The following is a 12785-nucleotide window of genomic DNA, read 5'->3' on the forward strand; positions in this document are numbered from 1 at the left end:
AATAGATGATCAAAGATGATGAGGTCAAAGAATGGCTTTCATATCTATACTTCGTGGGAGAGAGTAGATCTTATTATGCCGTAAAATACCGTCATTTGAAGTGTAATGATATAAGGCAGTTTTTTGAAACATGAAATTTTTTAGAATGTGTGGTGAATATTTAGGTTTGCTTGTCGAGCTTTGGGTTAAGTGAATTGTGTGAGTGGGAAGCAGGTGGATTCCGCTCGATAGGGAATTCGGACTATTTACAGACCGGATTGAGTAGAAATCTTCGTTCTTTAAAATGTGTGTGGGGGGGGTGTCAGTTTTATTATGCTTTTGTTCCACGGCGTCCCATCCCGATCAAGGGCGTGGCTTTTTCATCTAATGGCCAGCGTGAGCGGGGTGCAATGTCAAGAGAGCTTGTTTCTCCTCGTGCGAGTTTTTGTGCACCGGCAAAAGCAATCATTGCAGCATTATCGGTACACAAGGAAAGAGGAGGAGCTATAAATTCAAAACCATGTTGATAGGCAAGTTCTTGCAACGTAGAACGAATGGCTTGGTTTGCAGCAACACCGCCTGCGACAACCAAAGCAGGAGAACGCTTTCCTTGATCATGAGAGAGAGGATATTGGTGGGTAAAGTGTTGTAGGGCTAGGTGAATACGATCATGTACTGTATCGGTCACGGCGGCTTGAAAACTTGCGGCAATGTCAGCAATATCATTTTCCGTAAGAGGAGCTATGGCTGTTGCGGCTTGTCGAACAGCAGTTTTGAGTCCTGAAAAAGAAAAATCTAACCGTTTTTCACCTTTTAAAGGGCGTGGAAGGGGGATGCGATTTTTATCACCAAATAAAGCTGCTTTTTCAAGTGCTGGTCCACCAGGATAAGGAAGACCTAAAAGTTTTGCAGTTTTATCAAAGGCCTCTCCTAATGCATCATCAATGGTGGTTCCTAAACGTTGGTAGTTGCCTACTCCATGAACAATGATTGTTTGTGTATGACCCCCTGAAACTAAAAGTAATAAATAAGGAAAGCTAACGTTGTGCGTTAACACAGCTGTTAAAGCATGTCCCTCTAAGTGATTTACCGCAATAAATGGTTTGCCAGTGGCAAGAGAGAGAGCTTTTGCGCTCATAACGCCTACCAACAATCCTCCTATCAAACCTGGTCCACTGGTGGCTGCAATGCCATCAATATCTTTTAATTTTGTGTTTGCTTCTGTTAGTGCTTGCAGAATTAAATGATCAAGAACTTCAACATGGGCACGAGCAGCAATTTCAGGAACAACACCGCCGTAAGGTGCATGGTGATCAATTTGGCTCCAAACAACATTGGAAAGAATTCGGCTGTTTGATTCATTGTTATATTCAATGACAGCCGCTGCCGTTTCATCACAACTTGTTTCTATTCCCAGCAGACGCATTTTAAACAAAACCTTATATTGAAGCTTCTTTTCTGCGTGCGTACCATGAACAGAAAAAGATGCAAAGTATTTCTCTTAGAATTGATTTTTCTATGAAAAAATATGTGTTTTGGCATTTTCTTTGAATTTCATGATATTGTTGATTAAAAAATAAAGCTGTATTTTTGAGTATAAAATGCAAATGTGTTTTTTAAAACTTGTCTATTAAAGTCTATAATTGTAAATATTATTGAGCAAAATGATATTCGGAAAATTTCTATAAAGTTATACTCTTTATAAAAAGAATGTAAAACAAACGAAGATATTTGAGAAAAGCTTCATTTTTAAAACTTTTTTCATTTTATTATTTTATCATTAAAAAAAGTGTGCACAAAAAGTGACAGAGATGGTCGATTCTTCAAAACCAAAAGTTAAACCACATTATGCTGGTACGCGCCGTAAGAAACCAGTTATTGAACATGAAGCTGTTCCCCATGATTCAGAGGAAAAAATCCACGATTCTGTAGAGTCTCATGCGCGAGAAAAACAGAATATGCAAGGTCAGGATAAAAGTAGCTCTAGTACAACTTGGCTTTTCTTGTCCCTTTCTGGGATTTTGGGGGGATTCATTGCTTTGGGAATTTTTATGGGGCTTCAATGGGCTGGTCTTTTTCCTTCTCCTTTTGTGGCAAATTCTGTTGGGGGGGAAAAAGCTTTGCAGATTGCTGAAGCCGCAAAAAGTCAAGGTGAAGACACAAAGGAACAATTGAGGCGGGTACTTCAAGAAATCGATGCGTTAAAAACAGAGTTTTCTTCTTTCTCAGCACAACAGTTTAAAACAACGAAAAACGATGAACTATCGAAAGAAGAAAGCAAAAAAGCTTTTGCGATTTTAGAGGAAAAAGTAAAAGCTCTTGAAGAAACTGTACAAACTTTTGTTAGAGAGTCGAAAGAGATAGAGACGGCTTTGTCTGTTGGGCAGAGCAATGCAAATGATCTTGCTGCGTTAAAACAACAGTTAGAAGCTATACAGGAAGAAACTGCTGTTAAAAATAGTGAGAAAAGAGAAATAGATACCGCACTCTTTACAGCAATTAGTTCATTAAAAAATGCTATAGAGCGTGGTGGATCTTATAATAATGAATTAAAGCTGTTACAGCAATTATCGCCTTCAATTGATGGACTTGATGTGTTGCAAAAAACAGCTACTGTGGGTCTTCCAAGTTCAGCACAACTTTCTGTTGATTTTTCTCATGTTGCCGATGCAATTGTTGGTACGCAAAATATTGTTGCGTCAGATGCTGGTTTTTTTGACCGAATTTTAGCGTGGATAAAAGGGCTTATTGTTTCGCGACCGATTGGCAATGTTGAAGGGACGACGCTGGGGGCTATTGCGGCACGCATGGAAGTTGCTATTCAAGCTGGTGATTACGAAAAGGCTTTGAGCGAATGGCAATCATTGCCACAAAGTGCAAAAGATGTTTCAATGGATTTTGTTAAGCAGCTTGAAAGACATATTGCTATTCAACAGTTGTTGCAGCAATTGTTATTGTCTGTGCAACAAGGATCTTTTAAGGCAACAAAGATGTAAATAGGCCCAAGATGATACGTGTTTTTATTTATACTTTTGTTGTTTGTATCCTCGGTTTAGCTTTCGCGTGGGTTGCTAATCACAATGGTATTTTTGTTCTTACATTTTTGCATTTCAGATTTTCTGCTTCATTGCTTACAGTGTTAAGTGTGCTTATTTTGCTTTTTGTAACGCTGATGCTTTTATGGTGGTTATTGTCTTTCTTTTTTTCCTTACCGAGTGCTCTTTCCAATTATTTGTATAAACGCCATAAAAAGCGCGGTTATGAAGCTCTTTCAAAGGGGATTCTTGCAACTTTTGCTGGTGATAGTATGGTTGCGCAAAAAATGGAAGCACAGGTTGCTAAATATCTTGCAGGAAAACAAGAGCCATTGGTAAAACTCTTACAAGCGCGAACCTTGTCTTTACAAAATAATTCTGTTCGCGCTATCGGTCTTTATGAGGAGATGAGAAAGGAAGATTCGACAAAATTGGTTGGACTTTATGGTTTGTTTCGTGAAGCGATGAAGAGTAAAGCTTATGAGGCAGCGCAACAATATGCCGAAGAGGCACTGACTTTATCGCCAGCACTTTTATGGGCGCATCAGGCGGTGCTTGATCGGTTAAGTACTGAGGGTAAATGGGATAAGGCACTTACTATTTTTGAAAGAGCGCAAAAAGCTCTCCCGCGTTCTGTTCGCGCGACTCCAGAGCGGCAGCATATACAGGTTTTACTATTAAGTGGGCAGGCACTTTCTTTGTTTGATACACATCCTGTACAAGCACGTGAAGCCATTTTGAAAGCCCATAAATTGGCGCCTGATTTTGTTCCAATAATAGTTATTGCTGCTGATATTCTTTATAAGTTAAATGAAACGCGTAAAGCGGATAAAATGATTATAGCGGCTTGGCAAAAGGATCCTCATCCTGATTTGGCGTCCCTTTATCTCGAAAGAGAAGAAGGAGCCATTGGGCGATTGAAAAGGGCTAAGACGCTTGCTTCTTATAATAAAGATGCATTTGAATCGGCTTTCCTTATTGCTAAAGCAGCTTTAGATGCTGGTGAAACAGCATTAGCGAGAGAGCAGGCAAAAAAAGCATTACAGTATCATCCACGGGAAAGTGTTTATTTATTGTTGGCAGATATTGAAGAGGCACAGGGAAACAATCAAGGTGCTGTGCGTCAATGGCTTTCTTTAGCACTTCGTGCTGAACGTGATCCAGTATGGATGTGTGATGGGTCAATTTTTTCTTCTTGGTCAGCGGTTTCTCCAATCAGTGGACGTTTGGGCGGTTTTGAATGGAAGTCCCCTCCCTGTATGCCTTCTCTCACATTAGAGGCGGACAATATTGTGCCGAAAAAGCAAGACAAAGAGTATGTTACGGGAAAAAGTGATGGTGTTGAAGATAAGAAGCTTGAAAAATTAACACCTATAGACGATTCTCTTTTGCATAATGTGCAGGTGGAGAAACAAGATATAAAAGAACAAGATGTAAAAATGTTCAGTCAAACTCACTTAAATGTTGATGATCCAGGGGTGAAAACAGAAGAAGAAACATCTTTATCGAGGAAAAAATTTCGTTTATTTTAAATTGCGCCAATGTGATATATGAGTGTTTTCTCAGAAGAAATAATTAACCTAGAAGAAAAAACATCGTTAGTCTTGTACAATAAAATTATTCTCTTATGCTTTAAAAATGAAGTTTTGCTTAGTTGCAGAGGTGATTGGTTAAAAAATGTTTTTAAATCAGAGATGTCTTGATAAAAAACAAAAAAATAACAAACCAAGGATTGCTGTTGTTATTCATCGGCGGTCTACCTATACTGGTCGTTTAGGAAAATTTTTACAACAAAATGGTTTTGTTCTTGATATTTATCGTCCTATTTTTGGACAAAAACTCCCTGATACATTAGAGCATTATGCCGGTGTTGTTATTTTAGGGGGGCCGATGAGTGTGAATGACAGCGAAGCCTATATTGGTGAGGAAATTGATTGGATTTCGTTATCACTAAAGGAAAATAAGCCTTTTTTGGGTATTTGTCTTGGAGCACAAATGTTAGCGCGAAATCTAGGGGGGCGCGTTGGTACAAGAAGTGATGGGACTGTTGAAGTCGGTTGGTATCCACTAGAAGCAACCCCTCAAGGGAAGGAATTGATGAATTGGCCAGAAATGGTCTACCATTTCCATGAGGAAGGTATTTATGATTTACCGAAAGAGGCAATGCTTTTGGCAACAGGGCATACATATCCTACACAAGCTTTTCGTTATGGAAACAATGCATGGGGTTTGCAATTTCATGCTGAGTTTACACGTGCTATGATGCGGCGTTTGGTCGTGCGTTCGGCACATAAATTGACTGAAAAAGGTGCTCAACCTGCTTGTGCACATTTGAAAGGTCGTTTAATTTATGATCAAGCTTTAAGCCAATGGTTTGAAGGTGCATTACGACAGATTTTTTGTGTACCGACCGCATTTGTGTGAGTGTTAGAAACACTATTTATTATCGTTCTTGTTGTGCTGTAAAACAGTATCGTTTAAGGCAGAGATAGAAAACTCATGTAAAACTTTACACATGAGGTATTTTTTGTTAGAAAGTGTAATGGATTTTCTTAAAAAGATCTTGGTGGGTGGACTTATGAGATACTGTACTTTAGAACGATGTATAGGAACTCCTTGAAGTGATCAGTAGATAAAATCCGGTCGATTAAGAAGTTGGATTGTTTATAAACTGACTGTGGTTAAGAATCTTTGTCCTTTTTAGGGTGGGGAGGAAGTTAAGAGATAAAGAAAGTTTTAATGTTGTCTAAATCCTTTCAAATACCGTCATCACAAAAGAGATTTTCTTTGAGCTATTTAATTTGTGGGCTCGTTTGTCTTGCTCTGATATTTATTTATAGCGCACTCTGGTTTTTTTTTCACGTAAAATAGAAGAGCAAGTTTCTGATATATTTGCAAAAGCGTCTTCCTATAACATGGCGGCGGTATGTGAGAATGTGCGCAAGGATGGTTATCCTTTACGTATCGGTGTTGTTTGCGACAATTTTCAATTTTCTTGGCCTTTACATGGGGTTTCTGTATCGACGGGGCGTTTGACAGCTGGTGCACCAATTTATGCACCTCATTTGGTCGAGTTTAATGTTCATTCTCCTGCATCAATTGTTTTTTCCGGACAAACTTCCATAGTATCGCGTTGGCGCAATTTGGTTATTGAAACAGAACCTTATTGGAAAACGGGTAAAACATTGAAGTTTATAGCTGAAGGGCTTGAAATTTCACCTCTTTCCTCTTCCCTTGAAGATCAAAAGCCTCAAGAAGCATTAGGAGCACAAACAACAGATAAAAAAACGACACAGGAAAATGTAGAAGATCAAGCATCTTTGCAAAATACGCATGACATGATTACTCAGTCGGTAGAGACAAAAGATACGCCTCAAAAAATAACGGCAGAATTTTTGCGCTTTGATCTGAAACATGAAAATAATGATTTATTGGGAAATATAACTTTTGACGGTTTTGATGTTTCTCTAGTTTTTACATCTTCTTTTGTTGATGTCCCAAAAATTGATGGTAACTTGAAAGTGATTTTAAATGACATCTCTTTTTTGTCTGAAGATGAAGGAAAAAATTGGCAACAGCGACTGTATGGAAAAAGTGGGCTTTTAAAGCAAGGTGAATTGACTTTTCATACAGGTGGTGGGTTACGTATTAGTGGACCTTTTTCTTTTGATGAAGAAGGATATTTGACAGCAGAATTCGAACTTGTCCATATTCAGCCCATGAAGCTTCTTAACACTTTGCAGCGCTTATTTCCCGCGCAGGACAATAATCTTCAAGCGTTATTTTTTATTTTGGGTGCACTGCCTAAAAATGCCGATGGCGCTCCCGTTCTCCCCTTGCTCATTAACAATGGGTGGGTAAAATTAGGTTTTTTAAAACTTGGTCGTCTCGCTCCACTTTAGGTTTTGTACCCAAGCCTTTTTTCATTTTTACCACCAAATTTCGATTTTTTCTGATTTTCACACTTTTTTGCAATTTTAGAGTGTCAAAATCTATTTTAACAAAATGCGTATTTAATGGTAAAAAATAGCTGTAAAAATAAAAAATTACCACTTACTCCTAACTAATCCCACCTTTTTTCACTTAGTACAAAATCTTATGTCAAACTACATATAGCAACAGTGTTTGTGTGGAAAAAGTGGCATTTTAAAGTATGCTGAATTGCCTTTTTATACAGGTAGTGTGGTGCTGTGTTAGGAACCTTTTTTCTTTATGTATGGAGTTTTGAGCATATTGCATATGTCTGTTTAGAGTGACCTTTGAAATAGGTAAAACAGCCTAGTTGGATGAGAATATGAAGTTGTAAAGAGGAGAATGGACGTCCGTTTTTACTGTCATTTTTTATTCGATTTTACGCATTTCAAAAGCAGTTACAGTCATATCTTTTAAATAATGGATTGCATATCCTTTTGTTTCTGATGTTTTTTATGAAGCGATATATCTTTCACGTAAAACAGAATATATTTGTATTGCACATTTACGCATTTGTTAAAAAAATATTTCTCAGTGTTTCCTATTTCACGATGTTGCCTATGAATGGTATAATGATAAAGCCATTAAGCACCACCATCTTTTCGTTTATGGAGTAAGAAGCTAAGGGGGGCACCATCATATTTATATTTTCCCACTCCTAATGTTTCTACAGCTTTTGGCATTTGAGGTGGTTATGAGGGGCATTTAGTTCTTTCTTTAATGTTTTTTATCTATACGATTTTCCCATTTGCAATATGCAAGGGGAAATACGTTTAATTGATTGAATATAAACAGATTTGAAATGAGACAAACTTAGAATATCAGCTTCTCCTTCAACATAAAAATAATAAAATTATGATTGTAAATCAATATATTATATTTTTATGTTGAAGGATGTTTGACAGTAAAATTTGAATTTATTTTTTATTTTAAGTGCTTTGTCTAAAAATGCGGGATAGCGCTTCCGTTCTTTCCTTACTGATTAGTCATGGATGGATAGAACGGGAGATTGAATGGGTCGTTTTGTATTTGCTTTAGGTTTGAAAGCCAGTATTTTGCAGTTGAGAAATCAATCCTGCTGCAAAAGTAAAACGAGAAATATTGAGATCATTTTCAATAAGGGCACTAATGTGGTTTGTAATTTTGTGGATATGATCTTCTTCTGTTTTTTTCCAAGTGTCAAAAGGATCTTTTTTCTTTCCATAATTTTTGAGGATTTTCATAACGATTTGCCGTAAGCTTTCAGAAACATTTTCTTTGGCTTGGCTTAAAGCCATACTATCATAATAATCTACTACAGGAATTATACGACTTGCTTCGTTAATGCGGTTTATACGAATGATTTGCGCAAGTGAAAAATAGATCTCTGCGGTTTTAATAAGATCACTGTTGCTTTTTTTTGCAATTAAAGAAATATCACAGATTGTTGAAGCAGCTTCTAAGAGAGCTAATTGTTTCGCTAATGCTTTTGGTGCTCCATCTTCGCTGTAGTGCAATGCTTTTTCTTCAATTTTTTGCTTAATATCGTTGTCGTGAGAATGCATAAGCTCTTTTTCAATAACGCTACGGGCTTGCTTTATTGTTTTTACAATTTCTTCTAATGGACGTGAGAGATCTATGTTGTGTAAACCCCAACTGGTTGTTTCAAAGAGCATTGGGGTCATTGCTGCGTAGAATTTGTTTTGGACAAGACCGGGTATTTTATTATCAAGCTTATCAATTTGCTCAGACAATTGAGGAATTTCAAAACCATCGCGAATGGCAATGAAAACGCGAATAATATTTTCAGCTTTTTGTTCTGTTGCATCGTGTAGTCTATTAACAAAAGTGGGGCCTCCACGATTTACAATATCGTTGGCAATCAGTGTTGCTATAATATTACGACGCAATTGATGGTTAATGACTTCCTTCTTAAAATTTTCTTGAATTTGTGTTGGAAAATAGTTCAGCAAGGTTGTATTGAAATAGTGATCATCAACAATGGGGCTATTAGCAATTTCTTCTTTTAAGGTTAATTTAGCATACGCAAAAATAACAGCGAGTTCTGGACGGAGAAGACCTTTGCCTTGGGTTGTTCTTTGTCGTAAAATTTGCTCATCAGGGAGTATTTCAACTCTACGATCTAGAAGCTTTTTTTGTTCCAAATCGTGCATAAAGCGTATTTGATAGGGCAAATCAGTAGTGCTTTGATTTTCCGCCAAAGAAAGAGCAAGGGGTTGTAGATAATTGTTGCGCAAGACGAGTTGCTCGACTTGAGGTGTCATTTTTTTCAAGAGCTTATTGCGTTCTTCGCGGGTTAATGTTTTGGCGCGTAGTGCTGATGCAAGAACAATTTTGAGATTGACCTCAATATCAGAACAATTCACACCAGCAGAATTGTCAATGGCATCCGTATTGCATCGACCACCATTTAAGACATATTCAATCCGTCCACGTTGTGTAACACCAAGATTAGCCCCTTCGCCAATAATTTTTGCACGCACTTGCTCTCCGGTAATGCGTATCGCATCATTTGCACGATCACCTACTTGGGCATCATTTTCTGTTGCAGCGCGGATATAAGTACCAATGCCGCCGAACCATAAAAGATCAACAGGGGCTTTGAGAAGAGCAGAGATAATTTCAAAGGGTGTACCTGTTTGTTTTTCAAAACCAATGGCTTGTGCTGCTTCAGGTGAGAGAGTAATGGTTTTTTCTTTTCGTGAGAAGATACCACCGCCCTTTGATAATTTGCTTTGATCGTAATCTTGCCAGCTGGAGCGAGGAAGTTTAAAAAGGCGCATACGCTCTGCATAGCTTTCGTCTATGCTTGGATCTGGATCAATAAAGATATCGCGGTGATCAAAAGCGGCAATCAATTTTGTTTGTTTGGAAAGCAGCATTCCATTACCAAAGACATCGCCAGACATGTCTCCAACACCGACACAGGTGAAGGGCGTTGTTTGAATATCCTGATCAAATGTTTCTCTAAAATGTCTTTTGACAGCTTCCCATGCACCTTTGGCTGTAATACCAATGGCTTTGTGGTCGTAACCTGCTGAGCCTCCAGAGGCAAAAGCATCATCGAGCCAAAAGTGATTTGCTTGGCTGATGGCGTTGGCGGTATCAGAAAAAGTTGCTGTTCCTTTGTCTGCTGCGACAACAAAATAGGGGTCAGGGTCATCATGACAGATGACATTGGGGGGAGAACTGATTTTGCCGTTAATCAGATTGTCTGTGATGGAGAGCAAAGCTGTGATAAAGTCTGTATAAGCTTGTCGTGCTGCTTCTACGATGAGAGCACGGTCATTTGTTTGGGGAAGCCGATGGGGATAGAAACCACCTTTTGCACCTGCAGGAACGATAACCGCATTTTTAACTTGTTGGGCTTTGACTAAGCTGAGGACTTCGGTGCGATAATCTAATGCACGGTCAGACCAACGAATTCCGCCACGAGCGATAGGTCCAAAACGCAAATGCACCCCTTCAACTTCCGGTCCATAAACAAAAATTTCTCGGTAAGGGCGTGGTTCAGGCAAACCCTCAATTTGGCGCGGATTTAATTTGGTGGCTAAAATACGTCGAGGACTTCCATCGTCAAGAGGCGTAAAGGCATTCGTTCGTAAACTTGCATCGATAAGGTTGCAATAACGGCGTAAGATGAGATCATCATCTAAACCAGATACTTTCCGTAATTTTTCTCCAATACGCTTTTGAATAACCTGTTGGCTTTTTTCCCGTTCTTTTTCTGTATGGCTTTGGTGAAATTTTAAATGAAATAAAGCATAAAGATCTTGGGTAATGTCAGGATAAGCATTTAAAGTTTGGGCAACGCGATCTTGCGAATAAGGAATACCAGCTTGCTGGAGATAGCGCCCATAATGGCGCAAAATAACAATTTCATACCAATCAAGTTCAGCTGTTTGGGTGAGCGCGTTAAAAGCGTCATTATCAGCATTTTGTGCCCAAATGGCCTCAAAGGTTTCGGCGTGTTTTTGACCGTTTTTTTCAAAATTGATACAGAGCTGGAAAGTGCTTTCCAGCTGCATATCATGAAGATACACAGAGTGCCCATAGCCATCTGGTAATTCAAGGGTTTGTTCGGCAATAACGCGAAACCCCATGTTTTCAAGGAGTGGTACACGTTTGGAAAGGGCAAGAGCTTCATGGCGGTGAAAAAGCCGAAGAGAAATGGTACGTTTTTCTTTGTTTTGTGCGTGATAAAAGTTCACGAAAAGGGGCTTCTCATCATGAAGATTTAAAATATGTCCGGCATCGTTAATAGCGTCTTCAGCTGAAAATAAATCACGATAACTGTTGGGAAATTCGCTGGCTAGACGTGTTTGTTGCTCTGTTGTTTTCTGGGCAAGAGCGATGGCTTGAACGCTGTCTTCCCAACTTCGTGCAATCGAACGTACATGTTGTTCAAGTGTGGAGCGCTCGTGAAGGGGAACAGTTTCGTTTCCTTTGCGATGGATGATATAATAGACACGTATAAGGGTGCTTTCCAAAAATAGCGGATAAGATTCAAAAAAGTCGCCTTTATAGAGCTCAACAAAATGTTCGCCAACTTTTTCACGCAGGCTGCTGCTATATTGGTCACGCGGTACGTAGACAAGTATAGAAACAAAGCGCCCAAAAGAATCAGTGTGGGCAAGAACCCGTAAACGTGGGCGCTCATCTAATTGTAGAATAAGTTTGGTGTTTTCTGTCAATGTATCAACATCAGAGCGAAACATTTCATCTCTTGGATAGGTTTCTAAAGCACTGATAAGTGCTTTTCCTGAATAATCGGCGTGATTGTGTCCAAGACGTTGAATAATAGTTTGGGCTTTTTCTTTTAAGAAAGGAATTTGCAAAATAGAACGTGTATAAGCTGAGGAGGTAAAAAGCCCTACAATGCGTAATTCTCCACAGAGTTGTTTTTCTTTATCAAAAATTTTAAGACCAATATAATCGAGCCAGACAGAACGGTGAATTTTGGAGCGGCTGTTAGCTTTTGTCACGATAAACAGATTATCGCTTTCCATGAAGGATAAAACTTCTTGAGGAGGTTCTTTCATACTTTCATCGTCAACAATATGAATAGAAGCATCCGTGAGTATACCAAGTTCAATATTACTCGCTGTAAAGGATTTTAGGGGTTTTTGGTCTTTGATGAAGTTGTAGGTGCGCATACCAAGGAAAATGAAATTATCGTCCATTAGCCAGTGAAGAAATTCAATAGCTTTTTCGCCTTCTTGTTTGTAGTGCGGGGGAAGACTTATTTGGTAGGCATGAATATGCTTTTTAACTTCTTCAAGCATAGGCTTCCAGTCTTGTACAGCAGCATTAACCTGTTCAAGAACTAAGGTGAGTTCATTTTCAAGTTTTTGTATTTGCTGTTTGTTTAATGACTCGATGTGAATTTGCATCAGACTGATGCGTTTTCCAGAAGCACAATCAAGAATAGGGTGCGCAATCAAATAGATATGGTTTTTGTGTTGATTGAAAACATTTAAAATAGAATCGAGAAGGAAGGGTTTGTTATCATTGACAAGCGTGATAGCGGTTATAGGCTTGTTATTACGGGTCAAATTTTGTTCAAAGTAGATAGTATTTTTTCCCGTCTGATGGAGATTAAAAGCTTTTACTGCGACGGCTGCGGCTTTTTGAAGTTCTTTATTTTCGTAATAAACAATATCTTCTTCATCGGTTTGAGCAAAAAGGATTTGTTCTATTTTATCTTGGGTGTTTTTTGTCTCTGTTTTTTTTGGTTGCAACACATCCACTCTCCCTTTTTGCTCTTAGGGGCCTTCTCTTTTTAAAAGCAGACCATCA

6 protein-coding genes are annotated in these 12785 nt (G+C 38.6%); 4 read left to right on the forward strand and 2 right to left on the reverse strand.

The features are described from left to right. Positions 1–310 precede the first annotated feature (310 nt). Positions 311–1405 (reverse strand): tRNA (adenosine(37)-N6)-threonylcarbamoyltransferase complex transferase subunit TsaD, encoded by a 1095-nt coding sequence (gene tsaD / locus ACFIJ8_RS02555; protein ID WP_015857065.1) that lies wholly within the window; start codon positions 1403–1405, stop codon positions 311–313. Between the two features lie 385 nt (positions 1406–1790). Here tsaD and ACFIJ8_RS02560 point away from each other — a divergent pair, with 385 nt between their 5' ends. The 4 genes from ACFIJ8_RS02560 to ACFIJ8_RS02575 all read left to right on the forward strand — a co-directional run bounded on the left by ACFIJ8_RS02560 (position 1791) and on the right by ACFIJ8_RS02575 (position 6916). After that, the gene (locus ACFIJ8_RS02560) at positions 1791–2975 is read left to right on the forward strand and encodes a COG4223 family protein (protein ID WP_273787596.1); all 1185 of its coding nucleotides are present in this window, start codon (positions 1791–1793) and stop codon (positions 2973–2975) included. A gap of 11 nt (positions 2976–2986) precedes the next feature. After that, a complete protein-coding gene (locus ACFIJ8_RS02565; protein ID WP_375638939.1) occupies positions 2987–4546 on the forward strand; it encodes a heme biosynthesis protein HemY in 1560 nt (519 codons plus the stop codon). Between the two features lie 145 nt (positions 4547–4691). After that, positions 4692–5438, forward strand: a complete 747-nt coding sequence (locus tag ACFIJ8_RS02570; protein WP_375638940.1) for a glutamine amidotransferase — start codon at positions 4692–4694, stop codon at positions 5436–5438. 422 nt (positions 5439–5860) lie between these two features. Continuing rightward, positions 5861–6916 carry a DUF2125 domain-containing protein gene (locus ACFIJ8_RS02575; RefSeq protein ID WP_273787739.1) on the forward strand — a complete coding sequence of 352 codons (1056 nt, stop codon included), beginning with the start codon at positions 5861–5863 and terminating at the stop codon, positions 6914–6916. Between the two features lie 1104 nt (positions 6917–8020). Here ACFIJ8_RS02575 and ACFIJ8_RS02580 read toward each other — a convergent pair. Beyond that, positions 8021–12730, reverse strand: a complete 4710-nt coding sequence (locus ACFIJ8_RS02580; RefSeq protein WP_273787599.1) for an NAD-glutamate dehydrogenase — start codon at positions 12728–12730, stop codon at positions 8021–8023. Between the last annotated feature and the right edge of the window lie 55 nt (positions 12731–12785).

The organism is Bartonella sp. MF74HXZ, from assembly GCF_042194445.1.
GTDB lineage: Bacteria > Pseudomonadota > Alphaproteobacteria > Rhizobiales > Rhizobiaceae > Bartonella > Bartonella grahamii.

What these genes read in the sequence shown, in the direction of transcription:
- tsaD (WP_015857065.1), bottom strand. Translation starts at nt 1,405, where the DNA reads ATGCGTCTGCTGGGAATAGAAACAAGTTGTGATGAAACGGCAGCGGCT.
- ACFIJ8_RS02560 (WP_273787596.1), top strand. Translation starts at nt 1,791, where the DNA reads ATGGTCGATTCTTCAAAACCAAAAGTTAAACCACATTATGCTGGTACG.
- ACFIJ8_RS02565 (WP_375638939.1), top strand. Translation starts at nt 2,987, where the DNA reads ATGATACGTGTTTTTATTTATACTTTTGTTGTTTGTATCCTCGGTTTA.
- ACFIJ8_RS02570 (WP_375638940.1), top strand. Translation starts at nt 4,692, where the DNA reads ATGTTTTTAAATCAGAGATGTCTTGATAAAAAACAAAAAAATAACAAA.